17 protein-coding genes and 1 rRNA gene are annotated in these 25,249 nt (G+C 65.1%); 13 read left to right on the top strand and 5 right to left on the bottom strand.

What is annotated here, in order from left to right:
* The first annotated feature begins 124 nt into the window (after window positions 1-124).
* The 11 genes from rrf to iclR all read left to right on the top strand — a co-directional run bounded on the left by rrf (window position 125) and on the right by iclR (window position 14,606).
* Window positions 125-240: ribosomal RNA gene (rrf, locus tag Q376_RS0101080) — 5S ribosomal RNA — on the top strand.
* Between the two features lie 217 nt (window positions 241-457).
* Window positions 458-1,219, top strand: a complete 762-nt coding sequence (locus Q376_RS0101075; protein ID WP_027348729.1) for a transporter substrate-binding domain-containing protein — start codon at window positions 458-460, stop codon at window positions 1,217-1,219.
* 365 nt (window positions 1,220-1,584) lie between these two features.
* On the top strand, window positions 1,585-3,393 hold the full coding sequence (gene atzF, locus Q376_RS0101070; protein ID WP_155834080.1) for an allophanate hydrolase: 1,809 nt from the start codon (window positions 1,585-1,587) through the stop codon (window positions 3,391-3,393).
* 28 nt (window positions 3,394-3,421) lie between these two features.
* On the top strand, window positions 3,422-7,084 hold the full coding sequence (gene uca, locus Q376_RS0101065) for an urea carboxylase (RefSeq protein WP_027348727.1): 3,663 nt from the start codon (window positions 3,422-3,424) through the stop codon (window positions 7,082-7,084).
* On the top strand, window positions 7,081-7,788 hold the full coding sequence (locus Q376_RS0101060; RefSeq protein ID WP_245598875.1) for a GntR family transcriptional regulator: 708 nt from the start codon (window positions 7,081-7,083) through the stop codon (window positions 7,786-7,788). The genes uca and Q376_RS0101060 overlap by 4 nt, the downstream gene beginning before the upstream one ends.
* Window positions 7,789-7,886: 98 nt before the next feature.
* Window positions 7,887-9,203: an urea ABC transporter substrate-binding protein gene (gene urtA / locus Q376_RS0101055; protein ID WP_411431769.1), complete on the top strand. Its 1,317-nt coding sequence runs from the start codon at window positions 7,887-7,889 to the stop codon at window positions 9,201-9,203.
* A gap of 50 nt (window positions 9,204-9,253) precedes the next feature.
* Window positions 9,254-10,885, top strand: a complete 1,632-nt coding sequence (gene urtB, locus Q376_RS0101050; protein WP_052364820.1) for an urea ABC transporter permease subunit UrtB — start codon at window positions 9,254-9,256, stop codon at window positions 10,883-10,885.
* Between the two features lie 3 nt (window positions 10,886-10,888).
* Window positions 10,889-12,052 (top strand): urea ABC transporter permease subunit UrtC, encoded by a 1,164-nt coding sequence (urtC, locus tag Q376_RS0101045; protein WP_245598874.1) that lies wholly within the window; start codon window positions 10,889-10,891, stop codon window positions 12,050-12,052.
* The gene (gene urtD, locus Q376_RS0101040; RefSeq protein ID WP_027348722.1) at window positions 12,049-12,888 is read left to right on the top strand and encodes an urea ABC transporter ATP-binding protein UrtD; all 840 of its coding nucleotides are present in this window, start codon (window positions 12,049-12,051) and stop codon (window positions 12,886-12,888) included. Before urtC ends, urtD begins: the two co-directional genes overlap by 4 nt.
* Before the next feature lie 11 nt (window positions 12,889-12,899).
* Window positions 12,900-13,589 carry an urea ABC transporter ATP-binding subunit UrtE gene (urtE, locus tag Q376_RS0101035; protein WP_027348721.1) on the top strand — a complete coding sequence of 230 codons (690 nt, stop codon included), beginning with the start codon at window positions 12,900-12,902 and terminating at the stop codon, window positions 13,587-13,589.
* 159 nt (window positions 13,590-13,748) lie between these two features.
* Window positions 13,749-14,606 carry a glyoxylate bypass operon transcriptional repressor IclR gene (gene iclR / locus Q376_RS0101030; RefSeq protein ID WP_027348720.1) on the top strand — a complete coding sequence of 286 codons (858 nt, stop codon included), beginning with the start codon at window positions 13,749-13,751 and terminating at the stop codon, window positions 14,604-14,606.
* A gap of 30 nt (window positions 14,607-14,636) precedes the next feature.
* Here iclR and Q376_RS0101025 read toward each other — a convergent pair whose 3' ends face one another.
* From Q376_RS0101025 to aceA, 5 genes are all read right to left on the bottom strand, one after another.
* Window positions 14,637-15,383 carry an amino acid ABC transporter ATP-binding protein gene (locus tag Q376_RS0101025; protein ID WP_027348719.1) on the bottom strand — a complete coding sequence of 249 codons (747 nt, stop codon included), beginning with the start codon at window positions 15,381-15,383 and terminating at the stop codon, window positions 14,637-14,639.
* A 32-nt stretch (window positions 15,384-15,415) separates the two neighbouring features.
* On the bottom strand, window positions 15,416-16,066 hold the full coding sequence (locus tag Q376_RS0101020) for an amino acid ABC transporter permease (protein WP_043445628.1): 651 nt from the start codon (window positions 16,064-16,066) through the stop codon (window positions 15,416-15,418).
* Between the two features lie 24 nt (window positions 16,067-16,090).
* A complete protein-coding gene (locus Q376_RS0101015; protein WP_027348717.1) occupies window positions 16,091-16,852 on the bottom strand; it encodes an amino acid ABC transporter substrate-binding protein in 762 nt (253 codons plus the stop codon).
* Window positions 16,853-17,021: 169 nt separating this feature from the next.
* Window positions 17,022-18,779, bottom strand: coding sequence for a bifunctional isocitrate dehydrogenase kinase/phosphatase (aceK, locus tag Q376_RS0101010; protein ID WP_027348716.1), 1,758 nt, complete (start codon window positions 18,777-18,779; stop codon window positions 17,022-17,024).
* A 110-nt stretch (window positions 18,780-18,889) separates the two neighbouring features.
* Window positions 18,890-20,197 (bottom strand): isocitrate lyase, encoded by a 1,308-nt coding sequence (gene aceA / locus Q376_RS0101005; RefSeq protein ID WP_027348715.1) that lies wholly within the window; start codon window positions 20,195-20,197, stop codon window positions 18,890-18,892.
* Window positions 20,198-20,734: 537 nt separating this feature from the next.
* Between aceA and glgX the strand changes: the two genes are divergently transcribed.
* Together glgX and glgP are read left to right on the top strand one after the other, a co-directional pair.
* A complete protein-coding gene (gene glgX / locus Q376_RS0101000; protein WP_211266572.1) occupies window positions 20,735-22,732 on the top strand; it encodes a glycogen debranching protein GlgX in 1,998 nt (665 codons plus the stop codon).
* Window positions 22,733-22,788: 56 nt separating this feature from the next.
* On the top strand, window positions 22,789-25,221 hold the full coding sequence (glgP, locus tag Q376_RS0100995; RefSeq protein WP_027348713.1) for a glycogen/starch/alpha-glucan family phosphorylase: 2,433 nt from the start codon (window positions 22,789-22,791) through the stop codon (window positions 25,219-25,221).
* The last annotated feature ends 28 nt before the right edge of the window (window positions 25,222-25,249 follow it).

Genomic DNA, 25,249 nt, shown 5'->3' with positions numbered 1-25,249 from the left:
ATATAACCCCAAGTGGTCAGGTCATCGAAAGACGAAGCAACGGATACGACGAGACGATCTCGGCCAGCATGATCCACGAATCAGCGAAGTTTGCCTGGATAGGCGGGCTTTGCGCCAGAATATGCTTGACGACCATAGCGAGCGGGTCCCACCTGACCCCATGCCGAACTCAGCAGTGAAACCGCTCAGCGCCGATGGTAGTGTGGGGTCTCCCCATGTGAGAGTAGGTCATCGTCAAGCATTCATCCCGAGGACCCCCGCACCGATTGGTGCGGGGGTTTTCACTTATGGGGCGCCCGGCGAGGGGTGCCCGGCGAGGGGCGGCGGAAAAGGGCCGGAGCGCTCAGGGTGGCAGCGTTGACGCCGCTGCCGAGGGGTTGAATACTGGCGAGCGCTTAACAGCCATCACGCGCTGAATCAGTGCGGCCGAAATCACAATAAAGCGAAGGATTCCCCGATGTTGCGACTCGCCCTTTTGACCCTGTTATTGGTCTCCAGCCTTAACGTGATGGCACGTGATCTCGACGCCATACTCGATAGTGGCACGCTCCGAGTCGGCACTACGGGAGACTACAAGCCTTTCACCTATCGGGATGAGGGGGAATATCAGGGTTTCGACATCGAGATGGCCGAGCTCATGGCCGGCAAGATGGGATTGAAGCTCGAGTTCGTCGAAACCAGTTGGCCGACGCTGATGGATGATCTCAAGGCTAATAATTTCGATATCGGCATGGGAGGTATCAGTCGCACCATCGCCCGACAGCTCGAGGCTCGCTTTTCCATTCCCTACCTGACCTATGGCAAGACCCCGCTGGTACACGCCGACAATGCCGGGCGTTTCACCTCGCTGGGAGACATCGACCAGGCTGATGTCAGAATCGGGGTCAACCCAGGGGGCACCAACGAGGCATTCGTGAGGGAGAACATCCAGCGAGCCGAGGTCGTTTCGATCGAGAACAACCTGGATATCCCGCCAGCCGTCGCGGCCAAGAAGGTCGATGTGATGATCACCGACAGCCCGGAGGCGATTTTCTATGCCAATAGCGATGACCGCTTGGCCGCCCCTTTGGCCAACCAGCCTTTCACACGCAGCCAGCTCGCTTACCTGATGGCCGCGGATGCTGAGCGCTTGCAGGATACCGTCGACTTCATCCTGGAGAGCATGGAGCTGACCGGTGAATTGGATCAGCTGCGCCACAAGCACATGCTGACCGATTAGCACTCCCTTCGAAAAAGAGCGAGCGTCGGAGCCGGGCCGGATATCGCAGCCAGGATGGTGCCCGCGCCATCCTGGCTGCGCGTCCATGGAGCAAGGTCTGGCGATAGTGCACCGATTCCGCGCAGGGCGGCACACCGTCATAGGCATGTCATGAGTTCGGTGCACAAAAATCGAATTTGAATTGCATATCATTCATCCGCCCGATAGGTGCGCGACTGGACGTTCGCCTGGGCAGTAGCCTCGCGCCATTTCTGCGCCGTCTGCTGTTCCACTCTCCGTCCTCTCTTCTGCCCGAACTCCCACTACAGTAGCGCTGCGCGAGAACTGGCACGCTTCCTGCTATTCAAGCTGGGATACCAGATTGCATGGCAGATGATCGAATGGATGACTTTCGCGGCTGGACGCTCGGCGAATGGCGCGAGCGGCAACTCGATGGACGGGGGCTCGAGCGTCTCGAAGCGCTGCTCGCGAGCCTCGCAGACGATGACACCGCTTGGATCTCCAGGCTATCGACCGATGGGTTGAGAGCCCGTTGGCAAGCGCTCGAAACGCGCCGTGCGGCCGGAGAGCAGCTTGCGCTGTTCGGTGTGCCGTTCGCGGTGAAAGACAATATCGACGTGGTTGGCTTCGACACCACCGCCGCCTGCCCCGAGTTCGCCTACGCTCCCAGCGAGGACGCGGAGGTGATTGCACGGCTCCAGGCGCAGGGTGCGATCGCGATCGGTAAGACCAACCTCGATCAGTTCGCCACCGGCCTGGTCGGCACCCGCTCTCCCTACGGCGCGGTGACCAATGCCTTCGATCCACGCTACGTCAGCGGTGGTTCCAGCGCCGGTTCTGCCAGCGTAGTCGCTCGCGGACTGGTGCCGTTCTCGCTTGGCACCGACACCGCAGGCTCTGGCCGGGTGCCTGCTGGGTTCAACAATATCGTCGGGCTCAAGCCGACCCGCGGCTGGTTCTCCAACTGTGGCCTGGTGCCCGCCTGCCGTAGCCTCGATTGCATCTCGGTATTCGCGCTCACGGCCGAGGATGCCGAGGCGGTGGCCGAGATCGCCGGTGGCTACGATCCGCAGGACCCCTATTCGAGGCGCCACCCCGGCACTGCCCCGGGGGCGCTGCCGATCGCGCCCAGGCTCGGCATTCCCGACAAGCTGGAGTTCTTCGGCGATACCCAGGCCGAAGCGGCGTTCGCGGCGGCGGTTTCGCGTCTCGAGGCACTCGGCGCCGAGCTGATCGAGATCGACTATGGCCCCTTCGCCAAGCTTGCCGCAGAGCTTTACCAGGGCCCATGGGTGGCCGAGCGCACCGTCGCCGTAGAAGCGCTGCTCGAGACCGACAGCGAAGCGATCGAACCGACCGTGCGTGGCATCGTCCAGGAGGGCTTCACCTACAGCGCTCTGGATGTGTTCAAGGCCGAGTATCGTCGCGCCGAACTGAGCCGCACGATCGGGCAGGTCCTCGACGACCTCGACGCCTTGGTAGTACCGACTTCACCTACCATTCGCACCATCGCCGAAATGGCCGAGCAGCCGGTGGCCTACAACGCCCAGTTCGGCACCTATACCAACTTCACCAATCTGGCCGATCTCAGCGCCCTGGCCTTGCCCGCGGACTTTCGCAGCGATGGCTTGCCCGCCGGCATCACCCTGATCGCCCCGGCCTGGCACGACCGTGCGCTGACCCATTTCGCTCGCCGCTGGCAGCAGGCGCTGGCTGCACCGCTGGGGGCCACCGGGCGCCCTGCTCCGGGCGTTGCAAAGGTCGAGCAGGCTGCCGGCTGCGTACGCGTCGCAGTGGTCGGTGCCCATCTCACCGGCATGCCGCTCAACTTCCAGCTGGTCACCCGAGATGCACGGCTGGTCGAGCAGACCCTGACTGCCCCACGCTATCGCCTCTACGCCCTGGCCGGCACCGTGCCGCCGAAGCCTGGGCTTGCACGCTGCGCGGATGGGGAGGAGGGCCGCGCGATCATCGTCGAGCTGTGGGACGTACCCACCGCGCGCTTCGGCGAGTTCGTCGCCGAAATTCCCGCGCCTCTCGGCATCGGCAACCTCGAACTCGAAGACGGCCGCTGGGTCAAGGGATTCATCTGCGAAGGCGCTGCACTGCCCAGCGCCCGAGACATCACCGCCTATGGTGGTTGGCGCGCCTTCATCGCCGACCCCAATCGCTGATCCGCCCCGAGCAGGAGACATCATTACCATGTTCACCCGAGTCCTGATCGCGAACCGTGGGGAGATAGCGGTCCGCATCATCCACACCTTGAAGCGGCTGGGCATAGAGTCGGTCGCGGTCTTCGCCGAGCCCGACCGCTATGCGCGTCACGTCGAACTCGCGGACCAAGCGGTTTCGCTCGAGGGTGAGAGCGCGGCGCAGAGCTATCTGCGTGGCGATAAGATCATCGCCGCGGCGAAGGCGTGCGGCTGCGAGGCGATCATCCCAGGCTACGGTTTCCTGTCCGAAAACGCTGAATTCGCCACCGAGTGCGCCGCCGCGGGCATCGTCTTCATCGGTCCCACGCCGGACCAGATGCGCCGCTTCGGGCTCAAGCACACCGCCCGTGAGATCGCCGAGCGGGCGGGCGTGCCGCTGGCGCCGGGCAGCGGCCTGCTCGCCGATCGCGACCAGGCCCTCGCGGAGGCCGAGCGGCTTGGCTATCCGGTGATGCTGAAGAGCACCGCTGGAGGTGGCGGCATTGGGCTGACCCGCTGCGCCGATGCCGCCGAGCTCGAAGCGGCGTTCGATTCGGTGACCCGCCTGGGCCAGAGCTACTTCAGCAACGCCGGTGTATTTCTCGAGCGTTTCATCGATCACGCCCGCCACGTCGAAGTACAGATCTTCGGCGACGGTCGGGGCCGTGTGGTCGCGCTGGGGGAGCGCGATTGTTCGCTGCAGCGGCGCAACCAGAAAGTTGTCGAAGAGACCCCGGCGCCCAAGCTGCCTGCCGCCACTCGCGAGCGGATGTGCGAGGCCGCGGTGAGGCTCGGGGAGGAGGTGGCCTACCAGAGCGCGGGCACCGTCGAGTTCATCTACGATCAAGCCCGCGACGCCTTCTACTTCCTCGAGGTCAACACCCGGCTGCAGGTCGAGCATCCGATCACCGAGATGGTCACCGGCTTCGACCTGGTCGAATGGATGCTGCGTATCGCCGCGGGTGACGCCTCGGTGCTCGACGCCACGGTCGCGCCGAAGGGCGCGGCGATCGAGGTGCGCCTCTACGCCGAAGACCCGGCGAAGAACTTTCGCCCCTCAGCCGGCGAGCTCACCGAGGTACGCTGGCCCGAAGCCACCTCCTGGCTGCGCATCGATAGCGGGATCGGGCGCGGAAGCTCAGTGTCGAGCCACTTCGATCCGATGATCGCGAAGTTGATCACCTTCGGTGCCGATCGCGAAGAGGCGCTGGCGCGGATGCGACAAGCGCTCGATGCCACTCGCATCCAAGGTATCGTCACCAATCTCGACTATCTGCGCGCGGTGGTGAGGGATCCCGACTTCGAGCGCGGCGAGGTCTCGACCCGAGCCCTCGATACCTTTGCCTTTTCCCCTTTCGGCGTCGAAGTGATCGCCCCCGGCACCTACACCACGGTGCAGGACTATCCCGGCCGGCTCGGCCACTGGGACGTCGGCGTGCCGCCCTCGGGACCGATGGACGATCGTGCCTTCCGCCTGGGCAATCGAATCGTCGGCAACCACCCCCACGCCGCAGGACTCGAATGCACGCTGGTCGGCCCCTCCGTGCGCTTTCACGCAGAGGGCGTCATCGCCCTGACCGGCGCCCCGTGCGATGCCTACATCGAGAATGCCGAAGGCGAGCGCCGCGAGGCCGCGTTCTGGGCGCCGGTCGCAGTTCGGACCGGCGATACCCTGGTGATCGGCAAGGCGCAGGCGGGCTGTCGTACTTATCTCGCGGTGCGCGGTGGCTTCGACGTGCCGAGCTATCTCGGCAGTCGCTCGACCTTCGTGCTCGGCCAGTTCGGCGGGCATGCGGGGCGCACGCTGCGTGCGGGGGACTGGCTGCCGATCGGCCGCGAAGGCGTGGAGGGCGACTCGCCGGCGCCGGTCGCTGCGCCACATGCGCTCGACGCAAGCCTGCTGCCCGAATACGGCAACGAGTGGCGCATCGGTGTTCTCTACGGGCCGCACGGCGCACCGGACTACTTCACCTCGGAATCGATCGAGCGCTTCTTCGCCACCGACTGGGAAGTGCACTACAACTCCAACCGCCTCGGCGTGCGGCTGATCGGGCCGCGCCCGACCTGGGCGCGCGACAACGGCGGCGAGGCGGGGCTGCACCCGTCCAACGTCCATGACTGCGAATATGCGATCGGCGCGGTCAATTTCACCGGCGACATGCCGGTGATCCTCACCCACGACGGTCCAAGCCTCGGTGGCTTCGTCTGCCCGGTGACGATCTGCGAGGCCGAGCTCTGGAAGGTGGGCCAGCTCAAGCCGGGCGACACCATCCGCTTCGTCCCGATCAGTCATCAGGACGCGCTCGAGCTGCGTCGCGTCCAGGAAGCCGAGATCGAGACCCTCTCCCCGGTCGCCGAGGCAGCCCGGTTGGAGCACTGCGCGGCTCCAGCGCTCGAGGCCGACGAAGACAACCGCTCGCGTACGCTGCTGGCGTACCTGCCGGAGCTGCTCGATCGTCCCGAGATTCACTATCGCCGTGCCGGCGACCGCTACGTGCTGATCGAATACGGTGACAATCTGCTCGACCTGCGCCTGCGTTTTCGCCTGCATGCGCTGATGGAGGCGATTCGCGCCGGCGGCTTCGCCGGGGTGACCGAGCTCGCCCCGGGCGTGCGCTCGCTGCAGGTGCGCTTCGATCCCTTGGTGATCGCGCAGGACGAACTGATCGAACGGCTGGTGGCGCTCGAGGATGGTCTTCCACCGATCGAGAGCATGCGGGTGCCCTCCCGGATCGTACATCTGCCGCTGGCGTTCGAGGATTCCGCCACCCTAGGTGCGGTCGAGCGCTATGCCGAGACCGTGCGCGCAGAAGCCCCCTGGCTGCCCAACAACGTCGACTTCATCGCCCGGATCAACGGTCTGGATTCGCGCGAGGAGGTGGAACGGATCGTGTTCGACGCCAGCTACATGGTGCTCGGCCTCGGTGACGTCTACCTCGGCGCGCCCTGCGCGGTGCCGGTCGATCCGCGCCATCGCCTGCTCAGTTCCAAGTACAACCCGGCCCGCACCTTCACCGCCGAGGGCACGGTCGGCATCGGTGGCATGTACATGTGCATCTACGGCATGGACTCGCCAGGCGGCTACCAGCTGGTCGGGCGGACGCTGCCGATCTGGAACAAGCACCTGCTCAACGTGCAGTTCGAGCATGGCGAGCCTTGGCTTTTGAAGTTCTTCGACCAGGTGCGCTTCCATCCGGTCTCGGAATCCGAGCTCAATCATCTGCGCGAGGAGTTCCGCCACGGACGCCACGCCATCGAGATCGAACCGACCTACTTCGATCTCGCCGACTACGCTCGCCTGCTCGAGCAGCACGACGCCGAGATCAAGGGTTTCCAGCGCCACCAGCGCGCGGCCTTCGAGCGTGAAGTGGCGCGCTGGCAGGAGGCCGACATCGCCCCACCCCCGGCGGTGGTCGAGCGTCCCGAGGTAGAGGAGCAGATCGATGGGCGTGCGCTGCATGCGGAGATCACCGGCAGCGTCTGGAAAGTACTGGTCGAGCCTGGACAGCGGGTCGCCGCGGGTGAGCCGCTGATCGTGCTCGAGGCGATGAAGATGGAGATCGCGCTCAACGCCCCGGTGGCCGGACTGGTCAAGGCGGTGCGCTGCCGGCCGGGCCAGCAGGTCGCCGCTGGCGAGGTACTGGTAGTGATGGATGAGGAGGAGCGCGCGTGAGCGGCGCGCGTCACGGCTTCGCCCGCGAGCTGCCTGCGCGGGAGCCGTTGGCCGAGCAGGTCTACCAGCGGATCAAGCGGATGCTGTTCGATTTCGAGCTGATGCCCGGAGACCGCTTCAGCGAGAACGACGTCGCCGCACGCATGGAGGTTTCGCGAACGCCGGTACGCGAGGCGCTGCATCGGCTTGGCCGCGAAGGCTACGTCGAGGTGCAGTTCAAGAGCGGCTGGCAGGTGAGGCCGTTCGACTTCGCCTATTTCGAGCAGCTCTACGACCTGCGCATCGTGCTCGAATGCGCCGCCGTCGAGCGGTTGACCAACCTGAGCGACTTGCCCGAGATGGTCGACCGGCTGGCCGAGATCTGGTGCGTGCCGAGAGATCAGCGCCGTAGCGACCCGCAGCTCGCCGAGGTCGACAAGGCGTTCCACATCGGCTTGGTAGAGGCCTCCGGGAACGCCGAGATGGCGCGGGTGCACCGCGATGTCAGCGAGAAGATCAGCATCATTCGCCGGCTCGACTTCACCCAGCTGCCGCGCATCGAGGCGACCTACGACGAGCACGGGCAGATCCTCGAAGCGCTGAGGCGCCATCGCGGTGAGCATGCCAAGCGGCTGCTCGAGAGTCACATCGAGATCAGTAAGGCGGAGGTGCGCAAGATTACCTTGCACATGCTGCAAGCCGCGCGCGAGCGGTTGCGCGATTGAGCCTGGCCCGGCGCCTTGGAGGGGAGGGCGCCGATGTTCGACGACACCCCTAACCACAAAGAAAACAGAGGTGACAAGCGATGATCACGCGTGCACTGATGCGCAACTCGACCCTTGCCCTGGCAATCGGCACGGGCCTGGGACTGGCGGGTCCGGCGAGCGCCCAGGACCAAGGGCCGATCAAGGTCGGCATTCTCCATTCGCTCTCCGGCACCATGGCGATCAGCGAGACGGTGCTCAAAGACGAGATGCTGATGCTGATCGAGCAGCAAAACGAGCGAGGTGGCCTGCTCGGGCGCCAACTCCAGCCGGTGGTGGTCGACCCGGGCTCGAACTGGCCGATGTACGCCGAACAAGCGCGCCAGCTGCTGGCCCAGGACCAGGTCGACGTGATCTTCGGCGCCTGGACCTCGGTTTCGCGCAAGGCGATGCTGCCGGTGGTCGAGGAGCTCAATGGGCTTTTGTTCTACCCGGTGCAGTACGAGGGCGAGGAGTCCTCGCAGAACGTCTTCTATACCGGTGCGGCGCCCAACCAGCAGGCGATCCCCGCGGTCGACTACCTGATCGACGAACTCGGCATCGAGCGCTTCGTGCTCGCCGGCACGGACTACGTCTACCCGCGTACCGCCAACCGCATCCTCGAGGCCTATCTCAAGGACGAGCGCGGCATCGCGGACGAAGACATCATGATCAACTACACCCCGTTCGGACACTCGGACTGGCAGAACATCGTCGCCCAGATCCAGCAGTTCGGTTCCCAGGGCAAGCCGACCGCGGTGGTCTCGACGATCAACGGCGACGCCAACGTGCCGTTCTACCTCGAGCTCGCCAACCAGGGGGTCGATGCCTCCGACATCCCGGTGATCGCTTTCTCGGTCGGCGAGCAGGAGCTCTCCGGCATCGATACCGGTCCCTTGGTCGGCCATCTCGCCGCATGGAACTACTTCCAGAGCATCGACACCGACGCCAATGCGGAATTCGTCGATGCATGGCAGGCCTACACGCAGGACGATGCGGCGGTGACCAACGACCCGATGGAGGCGCACTACATCGGCTTCAACATGTGGCTCGAAGCGGTGCGCAAAGCCGGTACCACCGATGTCGACGCGGTCAAGGAGGCGATCATCGGCGTCACCGTGCCGAACCTCTCTGGCGGCTATGCCGCGATGATGCCCAACCACCACATCACCAAGCCGGTGTTCATCGGTGAGATCCAGGACGATGGCCAGTTCCAGGTGGTCTGGGAGACGCCTTCGACCGTCGCCGGCGACGAATGGTCGGACTTCCTGCCTGGCTCGCGTGACCTGATCAGTGATTGGCGCGCACCGCTGCGCTGCGGGAATCTCAACGTCCAGACCATGAGCTGTGGCGGCAGTACCGCTGCGCAAGAGGCCGAGGCCGCGCTCGCCGAGTGAGTCCGTTGCGGGGCGCTTGCGCCCCGCGCGGTACCCCACGGAGAAAACCGATGAAGCTTTTCCCCCTGCCCTTATTCGCCTCCTCTGGCGCAAGGCTGTTCGCGCTGCTCGGGCTCTGTGCTTGCCTGATGGTCGTCATTCTCGGCCAGCAGGCGCATGCCCAGTCGCCCGATGACGCGGCACTGCTCGAGTCGCTCGGCACCGGTTCGTTCAACGACAAGAGCGAGGCGATCAACTCAGTCGCCGCGAGCGGGACGCCACGCGCGGGCGAATGGCTCGAAGCGATGCTCGACGGCCGTCTCCAACTCGCAGGCGACGGGACGCTGGTGATCGTCGCCTCGACCAGTGGACGCTCCCTCGAGGCCAGGGCGGCGCTCGACGGCGCGCCGATGGGCACGATCGAGCGGCGCGAGCTCAAACGAATTCCGATCAACAACGCACTGCGCGTACAGCTGCGCGGTGCGATCGCCACTCTCGACCTTTCCGCCGAGGATCCCGCCGTGCGTCGCGCCGCAGCGGCCGGGCTGTTCGGCCGCGTCGACGACGACCTCGTCAGCTTGATCGAGGCGCGGCTCGAGGGTGAAGAAGACGAGAGCGTGCGCGCCGCGCTCGAGCGAGCGCTGGCGTTGCCCAGGCTGGAGCGCGGTGATGTGACCGCGATCGAAGCGCTGCGTGGCAGCCAGGACAACGCCGTGCGCCTCGCCCTGACCCGCGCGGCGCAGAGCGGCGATGCGCAGATGGCCGCCGCCGCGCAGCAGGCGCTGGGGGAGATCGAGCGACGTGCCGAGATCAATCGCTGGCTGCAGCAGCTGTTCTTCGGCCTGAGCATGGGCTCGGTGCTGGTGCTGGCGGCGATAGGGCTTGCGATCACCTTCGGTGTGATGGGGGTGATCAACATGGCCCATGGCGAGCTGATCATGCTCGGCGCCTACACCACCTGGATGCTGCAGCAATGGCTGCCGGGCCAGCCGGGGCTCGCGGTGCTGCTGGCGATCCCGGCTGGATTCCTGGTCTCGGCACTGGTCGGCATCGTGCTCGAGCGTGGCGTGATCCGCTATCTCAAGGGGCGCCCGCTGGAGACCCTGCTCGCCACTTTCGGGGTCAGCCTGATCCTGCAGCAGCTGGTGCGCACGATGATCTCGCCGCAAAACCGCAGCGTGGTCACGCCGGAATGGATGAGCGGTTCAGTGATGGTGATCGACGGCCTGTCGCTGACCCTCAACCGGCTCTACGTGATGCTGTTCGCAGCCCTGGTATTCCTTGCGCTGCTCGCGGTGATGCGCGCCACCCGGCTCGGGCTCGAGGTGCGCGCGGTGACCCAGAACCGCGCGATGGCCCGGGCGATGGGGATTCGCGCCTCGCGCGTGGACCTGCTCACCTTCGCCCTCGGCTCCGGGGTCGCCGGGCTCGCCGGAGTGGCGCTGTCGCAGCTCACCAACGTAGGCCCGAGCATGGGCCAGAACTACATCATCGATTCCTTCATGGTGGTGGTGTTCGGTGGGGTGGGGAATCTCTGGGGCACGCTGGTCGCCGGGCTCTCGCTCGGGATCGTCAACCAGTGGCTCGAACCTTGGGTCGGTGCGGTGCTGGCGAAGATCGCGGTGCTGGTGTTCATCATCCTTTTCATCCAGAAACGCCCGCGCGGACTCTTCCCGCAGAAGGGCCGTGCCGCGGAGGGTTGACCGATGTCGGAAGATTTCGCCGCCAAGCGGGCCGGCATGGCCCATGGCTGGCTGGTGCGCCCCTGGCATGAGCGTTCCACCCAGGTGTTCCTGTTCAGCGTCTGCGCGGCGCTGGCGCTGGTGACCATGCTCCACCTGGCGCTGCCGGCGGGCCATCCGCTGCACGTCTCCGCCTACACCGTGAACCTGCTCGGCAAGTATCTCTGCTATGCGCTGCTCGCCGTCGCCCTGGACCTGGTGTGGGGCTATCTCGGGGTACTGAGCCTCGGGCACGGGGCGTTCTTCGCCCTCGGCGGCTACGCGATGGGGATGTACCTGATGCGTGGTATCGGCGAGCGGGGCGTCTATGGCAACCCGGAGCTGCCGGACTTCATGGTGTTCCTCAACTGGGACCGGCTGCCGTGGTACTGGCATGGCTTCGACATGTTCTGGTTCGCCCTGGTCATGGCGCTGCTGGTGCCAGGGCTCCTGGCCTTCGCGTTCGGTTACTTCGCCTTTCGTTCGCGGGTCTCGGGGGTCTATCTCTCGATCATCACCCAGGCGCTGACCTTTGCGTTGATGCTCGCCTTCCTGCGCAACGAGATGGGCTTCGGTGGCAACAACGGGCTCACCGACTTCCGCGAGCTGCTTGGTTTCGACCTGCGCCAGGGGTCGACCCGGCTGGGGTTGTTCATCGCCTCCGGCGTCGCGCTGATGTTCGGCTACCTGGTCTGTCGCGCGTTGATTTGCAGCCGTCTCGGTCGCGTCGGGGTGGCGGTTCGCGACGCCTCGAACCGGGTGCGCTTTCTCGGCTACCGAGTCGAACGCGTGCAGCTCTACGTGTTCGTCGTTTCGGCGATGCTGGCCGGGCTCGCCGGCGCCCTCTACGTGCCCCAGGTGGGAATCATCAACCCCAACGAGTTCTCTCCGCTGTTCTCGATCGAACTGGTGGTGTGGGTCGCGCTCGGCGGTCGCGCGACGCTCTACGGCGCGGTGATCGGCGCGCTCGTGGTCAACTACGCCAAGACCTGGCTGACCAGCGCGATGCCGGATGCCTGGCTGTTCGTCCTCGGTGGCCTGTTCGTCGCCGCCACTTTGCTGCTGCCCCAAGGGATCGCTGGGCTGCTCGCACAGCTGCGCAGGCGCAAGAGCGCCAAGCGGGACGAGGATCGGGAGGCGTTGACATGAAGCCGCTCTCCTCATTGATCCAGCGGGACCGGGTGTTCGACTTCCTCAAGCCCCGTGAATCACCGGTCGACGTGCGTCATGGGCCGATCCTCTATCTCGACGAGGTCAGCGTCAGCTTCGATGGATTCAAGGCGATCGACCGCCTGTCGCTGACCATCGACGACGGCGAACTGCGCTGCATCATCGGTCCCAACGGTGCGGGCAAGACGACGATGATGGACATCATCACCGGCAAGACCCGCCCGGACAGCGGCGAGGTCTGGTTCGGCACCCGTCATGACCTGCTGCGCCTCGACGAGCCGCAGATCGCGACGCTCGGCATCGGTCGCAAGTTCCAGAAGCCCACCGTGTTCGAGGCGCTCAGCGTGTTCGAGAACCTCGAGCTCGCGGGCGCCGGCGACAAGCGGCTGTGGCCGAGCCTGGTCGCCCGGCTCGATGCCCAGGCGCGCGAGCGGATCGAGGAGACGCTGGAGCTGATCCAGCTCACCGAGCAGCGTGATCGCGCCGCAGGCGTGCTCTCCCACGGGCAGAAGCAGTGGCTCGAGATCGGCATGCTGCTGATGCAGCGCCCGCGTCTTTTGCTGGTCGATGAGCCGGTGGCGGGAATGACCGAGCGAGAAATGGCGCGTACCGCCGAGCTGCTGCGTGGCTTGGCCGGACGCCATTCGGTGGTGGTGGTCGAGCACGACATGGGCTTCGTGCGCTCGATCGCGAACAAGGTCACCGTGCTTCACCAGGGGAGGGTGCTGGCGGAGGGGACGATGGATCAGGTATCCAAGGATTCCAGGGTGGCGGAAGTCTATCTCGGTGCCCCTGAAGAGGAGCTCGTACGATGAGTTCGCCTGCGTTGCTATCGATCGACAAGATCGAACAGTTCTACGGTGAGAGCCACACCCTCTGGGGGCTCGAGCTCGAGGTGGCGCAGCGGCAGTGCACCTGCGTGCTCGGCCGCAATGGGGTGGGCAAGACCACGTTGCTGAAGGCGGTGATGGGCGAGGTACCGATTCGCGGCGGCAGGATTTCGTTCGATGGCGCCGACATCTCTCGGCTGCCGATCGAGGCGCGCCCGCGTCTCGGTATCGGCTACGTACCCCAGGGGCGGCAGATATTTCCGCTGCTCAGCGTCGAGGAAAACCTGCGTACGGGGCTGGGCATCGGGCGATCCAAGCGGATTCCCGAGCGGATCTACGAACTCTTCCCGGTGCTGCTCGAGATGCGCGGGCGGCGCGGCGGCGATCTCTCCGGCGGCCAGCAGCAGCAGCTGGCGATCGCCCGCGCCCTGACCCTGGCGCCTCGGCTGCTGATCCTCGACGAGCCGGGAGAGGGTATCCAGCCGAACATCGTCACCGAGATCGGCCGGGTACTGCGTCGGTTGATCGACGAGGACGGGCTCACCGTGCTGCTGGTCGAACAGAAGCTTCCGTTCGCCCGCCGCTATGCCGATCGCTTTGCGCTGATCGATCGCGGCCGCAACGTTGCCGAGGGGCCGATCGGGTCACTCAGCGACGAACTGGTCGCCCGGCACCTCGGGGTTTGAGCCCGGCCCGCAAGCGGTGGCGCGCTCGTTGCGTCACGCGGTGCACCGTGGGGCGCAGCGCCCGATCGCGCTCCGCGCTCCGGCCCGGTCGAATCCGGCGGCGCGAGGCGCTATCATGGGGGCTCGCGCGTTCATTCCCTGTGTGCAGGACCTGCCTTGGTGACTACTCCTACCTCGAAGCGCGGCAAGAAGCCTCGCGCCGCCGCTGCTACCGCCGCTCCAGTCGGTCAGGTGCAGTCGCTGTCGCGCGGCATGAAACTGCTCGAGTACATCGCCGAGGCGAACGGCAGCATCGCGTTGACCGAACTCGCCCAGCGCGCTGGACTGGCCAATTCGACCACCCATCGGCTGCTCACCACCCTGGCCCAGCAGGAGTTCGTCAGGCAGGTGGGTGACCTTGGCCTGTGGGCGATAGGCCCCCGGGCGTTCATCGTCGGCGCCAGCTTCCTCGACAGCCGCAACCTGCTGGCGATGGTCCATCCGAAGCTGCGCACGCTGATGGAGCGCTCGGGCGAGACGGTCAACCTGGCGGTGCTCGATCGGGTCAATTTCGATGCGATCATCATCGATCAGGTGCAGTGCAACCAGCTGATGCGGATGTCCGCCTCGATCGGCGGCAAGCTGCCGATGCACGCCTCCGGGGCGGGCAAGGCGCTGCTCTCGACGCTTGACGACGAGCGCCTCACCCAGCTGCTCCATCGCAAGGGCATGCACGCCTACACGCCGCACACGCTGACCACGCCGAAGACGCTCAAGGCCAACCTGTCGATGATCCGCAAGCAGGGCTTCTCGTTCGACGATGAGGAGCACGCGCTCGGCCTGCGCTGCGTCGCCGCTTGCTTGTTCAACGAGTATCGCGAGCCGTTCGCGGCGATCTCGATCTCGGGACCTGTGTCGCGGGTCACCGACGACCGGGTGATCGAGATCGGGGCGCTGGCCATCCAGACCGCCAAGGAGCTGACCCGGGCCTGGGGCGGCGGCGCTCCCGAGGCGAGGGTCGCGCTGCACTCGTCCTAGGCTGCGCTCATCGCAGAAAACTGGCTGCGCTCAAACCTCGGCATCCGGTAGCACCTTGCGCAGGAAGGCGCGGGTGCGCGGGTCCGCCGGTCGGGTGAACAGCTCGCTCGGCGGGCCCTGTTCGACGATCCGCCCTCCCTCCATGAAGATCACGCGGTCGGCCAGATCGCGAGCGAAGCGCATCTCGTGGGTCACCACCAGCATGGTCTGGCGCGCCAGCGCCAGGTCCTTCATCACCGCCAGCACTTCATCGACCCACTCTGGGTCGAGCGCCGAGGTCGGCTCATCGAACAGCATCAGTGCCGCATTGGCGGCCATTGCGCGACCAATTCCGATGCGCTGCTGCTGGCCGCCCGAGAGCGCGCTCGGATAGCTCGTCTCGCGGTTGGCGAGCCCGACCCTGGCGAGAATCTCCCTGGCACGGGCATGGGCCTCGCGCTTGGGCAGGCGGTCGACGATGATCAGCCGCTCGGCGATGTTGTCGAGCGCGTTCTTGTTGGCGAATAGCGCATAGTTCTGGAACACGAAGGCGGTGCGCCGCCGCAGCGCGAGGGCCTGCCGGCGGTCGCAGTGGGCCAGATCGAGCGTCAGTCCATCGATCGTAAGCCGCCCGGCGTCGGGGCGTTCGAGCAGGTTGAAACAGCGTAGCAGGGTGGACTTGCCGGTACCGGAAGGGCCGATCACCACCACGATCTCGCCCTCGGCGATATCCAGGTCGATGCCGTCGAGTACGGTGTTGGCGCCGAAGCGCTTGGTCAGCCCGCGAAGTTCGATCATCTGAGGCTCTCATTCACTGGATCATGCTCCGGTCAGCGACGGTAGGCGCGGCCGAGCCAGCGCTCGAGGCGGCGCTGGACGAAGGAGAGCGTCTCGACCACCACCCAATAGATCACCGCCACGGTGAGGAAGGCTTCGAAGTAGAGGAAGCTGCTGGCGGCTTCCTTCTGGGTCGCGCCCATCATCTCGGTGACACCCAGGGTGAAAGCGAGCGAGGTCGACTTGATCATGTCGATGAAGTAGTTGACCAGCGTCGGCAGCGCCACCCGCACCGCTTGGGGCAGCACGATCCGACGCATCATCTGTGCCTGGGTCATGCCGATCGACAGCGCCGCGTCGGTCTGGCTCCTGTCGACGCCGACGATCGCGGCACGGATCGATTCCGCCATGTAGGCCGAGAAGTGCAGGGTCAGCCCCATCACCGCCGCGGTCACGCCGTCGATCCGGGTCATGAAGGAGAGCACCTGGGGCAGCCCGTAGTAGAACAGGAACAGCTGCACCAGCAGCGGCGTGCCGCGGAAGAACGAGATGAACAAGCCCGTCGCCTGGTAGAGCACCGGGGTGCGCAGCACCCGTACTATCGCCAGCAGCGAAGCCAGTACCAGCGCCAGCGCCATGGCGATGGTCGCCATCTGCAGGGTCAGCGGCAGGTAGCCGAGCAGGATCGGCGCCAGCACCAGCATGTAGTCGAAGTCGAGCGACACCGGTCAGGGCGCCTGGGTGATGTCGATGCCGATCCAGCGCTCGGAGATCTGCTTGAGCGTGCCGTCCTCTCGCAGCTCGCTCAGCGCCTGATCGACCCGGTCGCGCAGCGCGCGGCCCTCGTCGTCGTTACGAAACGGCAGCGCATTCTCGATCCGCGAGAAAGGCTCGCCGGCGAGTTCGAGCGGCAGCGGCGAGGATTTGATCAGCTCGCTGATGCTCGAGCGATCCATCACGAAGGCGTCGACCCGGCCGAGCGCGACATCCTGCTCGATCCCGCTGTCGTAGGTGCGGATATCGATTCGGTCGGCGTTGGGGAGCTGGCGCAGCAGCTGCTCGTAGTTCGAACCGAGGTTGACCGCCACGCGCTTGCCGTCGAGATCCTCCGGGCCGTGGATCGAATCGTTGCCCTTGCGCACGCCCAGCTGGGCGCCGTCATAGACATAGGGCTGGGTGAACAGGTACTTGGCCTCGCGCTCAGGGGTGATGGTGATCTGGTTGGCGATGGTATCGATCCGCCCGCTGTCGAGCATGCCGGCGAGGCCTGAGAAGCTAGCGGTGACGAACTGCACCTCGTCGCCGAGTTTCTCGCCCACCGCGTTCATCACATCGACCTCGAACCCCTGGAGCTGATCCTGGCGCACGAAGGTGAACGGATAGTAGCCACCCGACATGCCGACCCGGATGGTCTCGGCCTGGGTGGTGGGAGCGAGCAGGGCCGCACTCGCGGTCATGGCGAGCACGGCGGCAATGTGGCGCAGTCTCATCGATGGGGTTCTCTCTTCGTTCCAAGGGGAATGGGGACACTTGCCAGTCTGGCATGAATGGGCGGCACTCTAACGTCCCCTTCACGAAAGGACTAAGAATGAAATTCCATATGCTATTTACCTTCTTATATCCGCTCGACCCAGCTGGAACCGGCCAGGGCGACTTGGCTCAGGAGCGCGCTTCAAGCTCCGCCTGCGCTGCGAGCGCGGGTGGATGGCGATGTCGCAGGCGCTGCGCCTGCGGGTAGGCGAAGACATCCTCGATGTGGCCCTGTTCGATGCGCTGTTGCAGGCCGCGCCAGTAGTCGGCTCGGAACAGCTCGCCATGGAGGCGCCCGAAGTGGGCCTTGAATGCCGGGGTGGTGAGCAAGAAGTGGCGGAACTCCTCGGGGAAGACGTCATCGGCACCGACGCTGTACCAGGGCTCGCTGGCGAACTCGTCCTCCGGATAGCGCGGCGGCGGGATCTCGCGGAAGTTGATCTCGGTCATGTAGCGAATCTCGTCGTAGTCGTAGAACACCACCCGGCCATGGCGCGTGACGCCGAAGTTCTTGGTCAGCATGTCGCCCGGGAAGATGTTCGCCGCGGCGAGCTGCTTGATCGCCAGGCCGTACTCCTCCACCACGCCCAGCGCCTGGGCTGGGTCCGCATCGCGAAGATAGAGATTCAGTGGGGTCATCCTGCGTTCTATATAGAGATGCGAGATCACCACCTGATCGTCGCTTTCCTCCAGCTTGCTTGGAACCTCCCGGCGCAGTTCCTCGAGCAGTGCCGGCGAAAGCCTGCGCTTGTCGAAGACGAAATGTTCGTACTCCTGGGTGTCCGCCATCCGGCCGACACGGTCGTGCTCCTTGACCAGCCGATAGCACTCCCTGACGCGTGCGGGGGTGACCTCCTTGGGTGGGGCGAAGCGGTCGCGTATCACCTTGAACACCCGCTCGTAGCCTGGCAGCACGAAGACCAGCATCACCATCCCCGCGGTGCCGGGGGCCAGTTCGAAACGCTCCTCGCTGCTGGCGACGGCGGCCAGGTACTCGCGATGGCACTCGGTCTTGCCGTGCTTCTGGCAGCCGATCGCCGAGTAGAGCTCGGCGGTGGTCTTGCTCGGCAGGATCTCGCGCAGCCAAGCGACCAGGGCCGCCGGCAGCGGCGCATAGACCATGAAATAGGCACGGGCAAAGCCGAAGACGATGCTGGCCTGGGCGCTATCGGTAAGGCAGGCGTCGACCGAGAGCCTGCTTTCGGGATCGATGTGGATAGGCAGCAGCAGCGGATGGGTCTCGCCGTTGCCGAGCCTCAGCTTGGCGATCAGCCAGGCGGCCTTGTTGCGAAAGAAGAGCTCGTTGCATGCCTCGATCCGGGCACCGGTCAGTGATTCGCCGAAGCGCTCGGCCAGCGTCTCGGCCACAAGCCCCGCATCGCGTTCTAGGTCCTCCCAGGGCTTGCGCAATGCGAGCCCTTCGAGCAGCCCGCGCAGCGTTCGTTGCAAAGCGTCGCCGACGGGAAGCTCTCGGGCCAGCGGACGAGGGAATTCCTCGAAGCGCGCGCGGGGCTGGGAGCTCTCGAGAAACATGTGGGTCTGGTCCAGCTCGCGGTGGTCGAACAGCCGGCAATGCACCGAGTTGAAGAAGCTCTCGGCGATCTCGAAGCGGGGATAGTCCGGCAGCAGTTCGGTGTAGAGCTTCTTGATCCTTGGCATGCGCGAAAGCGGCACGCACTTGCCGCGCATGATCCGGCGCAGCTGCTCGACCACCAGACCGACGTGATGGTCGTAGAGATGGATGCGCTTTTTCATCGCCGCCTGCACCGCGTGCCAGTCGCGCGACTCGAAGCGGCGCTGGGCACCGGCGGTCACTTCGAGGAAGCGTCCGTACTGGGCATCGAACCCTTGCAGGATGGTCTGCGCGATCAAGTGTTCCAGCTGCATTCCTCGTCCTCCCTGAGCGCAACGGCGAACGCCGGCCCGATGGAGGGGCGGCGTTCGTACAGGAGCCATCGACTTGTCCCAGCTTCACCCGCCGAACCAGTGGGCGAAACCTAGAACTGTTCGGCTTCGGTCGACCGATCGAGCGCGGTCACCGAGGAGCTGCCCCCTTGGATCAGGTTGGTGAGCTTGTCGAAGTAGCCGGTGCCCACCTCCTGTTGGTGGGAGACGAAGCTGTAGCCGAGCGGTTGGGCGGCGAACTCCGGCTGCTGGACCTTCTCCACGTAGTGCTTCATCCCCTCGCCACGCGCATAGGCATGGGCGAGATCGAACATGTTGAACCACATGCTGTGAATGCCGGCCAAGGTGATGAACTGGAAGCGATAGCCCATCTCGGCAAGCGCCGCCTGGAAGCGGGCGATAGTGGCGTCGTCCAGGTTGCGTTTCCAGTTGAACGAGGGCGAGCAGTTGTAGGCCAGCAGTTTGCCGGGGAACTTGGCGTGGATCGCCTCGGCGAAGCGCTGCGCTTGGTCGAGATCCGGCTTCGAGGTCTCGCACCAGACCAGGTCGGCATAAGGGGCGTAGGCCAGCCCGCGGCTGATCGCCTGGTCGATGCCGGCCTCGGTGCGGAAGAAGCCCTCGGCAGTGCGCTCACCGGTGAGAAACGGTCGGTCGTTGGGGTCGCAGTCCGATGTCAGCAGGTCCGCCGCGTCGGCATCGGTGCGGGCGATGACCAGCGTACTGGTGCCGAGCACGTCGGCGGCGAGGCGGGCGGCCACGAGCTTCTGCACCGCTTCCTGGGTCGGTACCAGCACCTTGCCGCCCATGTGGCCGCATTTCTTCACCGCTGCCAGCTGGTCCTCGAAGTGCACGGCGGCAGCGCCGGCCTCGATCATCGACTTCATCAGTTCGAAGGCATTGAGTACCCCGCCGAAGCCGGCCTCCGCATCGGCGACGATCGGCAGGAAGTAGTCGATGTAGTCCTCGTCTCCCGGGCGCTTGCCGCTGGCCCATTGGATCTGGTCGGCGCGGCGGAAGGTGCGGTTGATCTTGTCGACCACCGCGGGCACCGAGTTGGCCGGGTAGAGGGATTGGTCCGGATACATTTCACCGGCTAGGTTGGCATCGGCGGCGACCTGCCAGCCGGAGAGATAGATCGCCTCGATACCAGCCTTGGCCTGCTGCAGCGCCTGGCCGCCGGTGAGTGCACCGAGGGCATTGATGTAGCCCTTGCGCGAATCTCCATGGAGCGCGGTCCAGAGGCGCTCTGCGCCACGGTTTGCGAGGGTGCAGGCAGGTACCACCGAACCACGCAGCTCGATCACCTTGGCGGCGTCGAAAGGGCGTTGAATGTCCTGCCAACGGGGAGTGTCCCAGCTCTGCTGGAGCCTATCGATCTGCTGCTGGAGTGTGTCGGTCATCCGTCGGTCTCCCATGTGGATCGTTTGGTTTCCGTAATGTGGAATATGTTTCTATTTTATTTCTTCTGACCTGAGTGGGCCGCTCATACGTCACGGCCGTGGATGGCGGTGAGCTCCGGAAATGCCGCCAATTTTCCAGCATATAGGCTGGATAAGGCATATTTTCTCGTAATTTTCTTGCTGTGACAGCGATTCTTACACTCTGTCGTTGTCGACAAATGCAGCCTATACGATCGAGTTTTAAAATAAAAATGGTTTCCGAAAATAGAAATCTCTGCCGCTGTAAATCAAATTATCAATGAGTTACCGGCCATCGTTGGTTGCTTTAGCAGCGTTTCGGCGGGTTTGGTCGTGATTGTCGACAACCTTGGCGGGCAAAGTCGGAAAGATTAGCAATCCTTCGGACGCTGGAGGTGGGATGAATCGCTGGTTGGTTAGACCAAAGGATAGGTCAGGGAGATGCGCTGGTTAGGTTCCATCACATTGGTTATGCTCGGCTCCACGACCTTGGTCGCCCCTGCGGTCAGAGGAGGGTCTGTGAGCGTAGCCGTCATCGAGTGGGGGAGTGACAGGCGTCTCGGTGCACGTTTCGATGGCCGCGGCACCAATTTCGTCTTGCAAGCGCCCGACGCCGACTGGGTCGAGCTTTGCCTGTTCGACGCCGAAGGAGTCGAGACCCGATACCGCCTGCCAGGACGCAGCGGCGCTTGCCACCATGGCTATCTTGCAGGCGTGGCGCCGGGACAGCGCTACGCTTTTCGTGTCCATGGCCGCTGGGCGCCCGACCAAGGATTGCGCTTCAATCCCGCCAAGCTGTTGATCGACCCCTGCGCGCTGGCGCTCGTCGGCGAGGTGCTCGATGATCCGCGCCTCGAAGATGGCGCCGCATCCCCCGATCCTCGCGACAGCGCGCCCTGCTTGCCGCGCTGCCTGGTGGTCGATACCGGTTTCGACTGGGAGGGTGATCGCCCCCCTCGGGTGCCGTGGTCCGATACGCTGATCTACGAGGCCCACGTCCGTGGCCTGACCCAATCCTTCCCCGGCGTCGAGCCTAAGCTGCGCGGCAGCTACGCCGCGCTCGGCGAGGCGGCGGTGATCGATCACCTCAAGCGTCTCGGCGTCACCACCCTCGAGCTGCTGCCGGTCCAGCATGGCACCGACGAGCCCCGGCTACGCCGTTTGGGATTATCCAACTACTGGGGCTACAACGTGCTCGCCCCGTTCGCGCTCGACCCCCGGCACGCCAGTGGACGAGACGGCCTGTCGCCGCTCGACGAGTTCCGGCTGGCGGTGCGCGCGCTTCACGCGGCGGGGATCGAGGTGATCCTCGATGTGGTGTTCAACCATAGCGCCGAGCTCGATGCCGAGGGGCCGACGCTATCGCTGCGCGGCATCGACAATCGCCATGCCTATTGGCTCGACCAGCGTGGAGCGCCATGCGACTGGAGCGGCTGTGGCAATGCCCTGCGGCTCGATCGAGGGGAGGCGGTGCGCTGGGTGATGGAGTGCCTGCGCAGCTGGGTCGAGCTCTGCCACGTCGACGGTTTTCGCTTCGACCTGGGCGTCGCCCTTGGACGCACACCCGGATTCACCGCCCAGGCGCCGCTGCTCAGCGCGATTCGCCAGGATCCCGTGCTTTCGGCCTGCAAGCTGATCACTGAGCCTTGGGACCTGGGCCCCGATGGCTATCGCCTCGGCGGCTTCCCTTTTCCATTCGGTGAATGGAACGACCGCTTTCGCGACGCGGTGCGGCGGTTCTGGCTCACCGGCGATATTGCCCGCGACGAGTTCGCCACCCGGCTGGCGGGTTCCAGCGACTTCTTCGATCATCATGGTCGGGCTCCCTGGACCTCGATCAACCTGCTCACCAGTCATGACGGGTTCACGCTCCACGACCTGCTCTGTTTCGACCAGCGCCACAACCAGGACAATGGTGAGCAGGGGCGGGATGGCCACGGCAATAACTTCTCCGCCAATCATGGGATCGAGGGCTACACCGCTGACGCGGCGACAGCCGAGGCGCGGGATTGCTCCCGTCGCGCGCTGCTCTCCACCCTGCTGCTCGCCCACGGCACGCCGATGCTGCTCGGTGGGGACGAGTTCGCCAATGGCCAGAGTGGCAACAACAACGCCTACTGTCAGGACAACCCGATCGGCTGGCTGGATTGGCCCGAGCGGCCGCCTGCGCTGATCGATTGGCTCGCGGCGATGGTGCGGCTGCGCGGCGAGCTGGTCGATGCGCGGGGGCGCGACTGGTGGTCTCCCGACCAGGTCGCCTGGTTCGATGGCGACGGGCGCGCGATGAGTGCCGAGGCCTGGCGGGACCCGGCCGGCGAGACCCTGCAGCTGAGCCTGGGCGAGCGGGCGCTGCTGATCTTCCATCGTGGCGTGGCGTCCATCCCGCTGATGGTGCCGCCGATGTGGCAAGCGCGCCGTTGGCGCGTGGCGAGCGCCTGCGAGGCGCTGATCGAGGACGAAGATGAGGCGTGGCGGGTGCCGCCGCGTGCAGTGGTAGTGCTGCTCTCGATGGACTGAAGTGGCGCTGCTTGGCTTTGAGTTTCTCCATCCGAACCATGAAGAGGGCGGCGGGTATGAACGACTTCGATTATCAACCCCCATCACTAGCGGTGGACGCGCTGCGACGTTCGATCGCCTACAAGCTTGCGTTCTCGATCGGACGCGACCCGGTGAGTGCCAATTCCCTCGAATGGCTCGAGGCGACCCTGCTGGCGACCCGCGACCGCATGGTCGAGCGCTGGCTGCGCTCGAACCGGGCCGAGTCCAACCTGGAGACCAGGCAGGTGTACTACCTGTCGATGGAGTTCTTGATCGGGCGCACGCTGATCAACGCGCTGGTCTCGCTTGGCTTGTACGACGAGGTCAAGGAGGCCCTCGCGGGGCTCAACCTGGATATCGACAAGCTCGCCGAGGAGGAGCCCGACCCAGGGCTCGGCAACGGTGGCCTGGGCCGGCTCGCCGCCTGTTTCCTCGATTCGATGGCGACCCTCAGCCTGCCCGCGCGTGGCTACGGGATCCGCTACGAGTACGGTATGTTCCGCCAGCGGATCGTCGATGGCCAGCAGGCCGAGGTGCCTGACAACTGGCTCGAGTACGGCAACTCCTGGGAGTTCCCGCGCGACAACGTGCGGTTCAAGGTGCGCTTCGGTGGCCGCCTGCAGTTCGAGGGTGCCCGCGCGCGCTGGATGGAGGACGAGGTGATCATCGCCCGCGCCTTCGATCAGGTGATCCCCGGATACGACACCAGCGCCACCAACACCTTGAGGCTTTGGTCGGCGCGCGCCAGCAACGAGATCAACCTCGGCAAGTTCAACCAGGGTGACTACTTCGCCGCAGTGGCCGACAAGAACCAGTCGGAGAACGTCTCCCGGGTGCTCTATCCCGACGACACCACAAGCTCCGGGCGTGAGCTGCGGCTGCGCCAGGAGTACTTCCTGGTCTCGGCGACGATGCAGGACATCCTCCAGCGCCACTTCCTATACCACCAGCGCTACGACAACCTCGCCGACAAGATCGCGATCCACTTGAACGACACCCATCCGGTGCTGGCGATCCCTGAACTGATGCGGCTTTTGATCGACGAGCACGGCTTCGCCTGGAACGATGCCTGGGCCGCGACCGAGCGGATCTTCTCCTACACCAACCACACGCTGATGAACGAGGCGCTGGAGACCTGGCCGGTCGATATGCTCGGGCGCATCCTGCCGCGTCACCTGCAGCTGATCTTCGAGATCAACGAGCATTTCCTCGAGCGGGTGCGCGCGCAGGTGCCGGGCGACGATGGATTCGCCTCGCGGGTCTCGCTGATCGACGAGGGGAACGGGCGCAGGGTACGGATGGCCTGGTTGGCGGTGGTCGCCAGCCAGAAGGTCAACGGCGTCTCGGAGCTGCACTCGAAATTGATGGTCGAGTCGCTGTTCGCCGATTTCGCCAGGCTCTTTCCCACCCGCTTCGTCAACGTCACCAACGGCGTCACTCCCCGGCGCTGGCTCGACTGCGCCAACCCTGGTCTTAGCCGGCTGGTCGACAGCCGGATCGGCAAGCGCTGGCGGCTCGACCTGGAACTTTTGGTCGGACTCGAGCCGGCGGTGGAGGTGCACGATTTCATCGACCAGCTGCGTGAGATCAAGCGGACCAACAAGCAGCGCCTCGCCGACTACGTCAAAAGCGAGCTCGGGATCGAGATCGACCCCGACTCGATGTTCGACGTCCAGGCCAAGCGCATCCACGAGTACAAACGCCAGCTGCTCAACCTGCTCCACGTGCTGGCGCGCTACAACCGCATCCTCGACGATCCGGACGGCGATTGGGTACCGCGCACGGTGATCTTCGCCGGCAAGGCGGCTTCGGCCTACCACGCGGCCAAACAAGTGATCCGGCTGATCAATGACGTCGCCACGGTGATCAACGCCGATCCTCGCGCCAACAAGCTGCTCAAGGTGGTGTTCATACCCAACTACGGGGTCAGCCTGGCCCAGCTGCTGATTCCAGCCGCTGATCTTTCCGAGCAGATTTCGCTTGCCGGCACCGAAGCCTCGGGAACCGGCAACATGAAGTTCGCGCTCAACGGGGCGCTTACCATCGGCACGCTCGATGGGGCCAACGTCGAGATGCGAGAGCGTATCGGCGAGGAGAACATGTTCATCTTCGGCAACACCGCCAAGCAGGTCGAGGAGCTCAGGCGCAACGGCTACAACCCGCGCGACTACTATGTAAAGGATCCCGAACTCTTCCGCCTGCTCAACCAGGTCATCGGCGGCACCTTCAGTCCGACGGAGCCTGGGCGCTACCGGGACTGCTTCGATCTCAACGACAACTACCAGCTGCTCGCCGACTTCAGGAGCTACGTCGAAACCCAGGAGCAGGTCGATGTGCTCTATCGCGACCCGGCCGCCTGGACCCGCAAGGCGGCGCTCAACATCGCCCGGATCGGCTATTTCTCCTCGGATCGAGCGGTGGCCGAGTATGCCGAGCGGATCTGGCAGGTCGAGCCTTTGCGGCTATGAGGTCGAGAGCGGGATTGCAACCCGCCGC

Source organism: Halotalea alkalilenta DSM 17697 (genome assembly GCF_000621205.1).
In the GTDB taxonomy this organism is placed as follows: Bacteria; Pseudomonadota; Gammaproteobacteria; order Pseudomonadales; family Halomonadaceae; genus Halotalea; species Halotalea alkalilenta.
The sequence above is the reverse complement of the archived record's forward strand: the minus strand, read 5'-3'. Positions and strand labels throughout refer to the sequence as shown.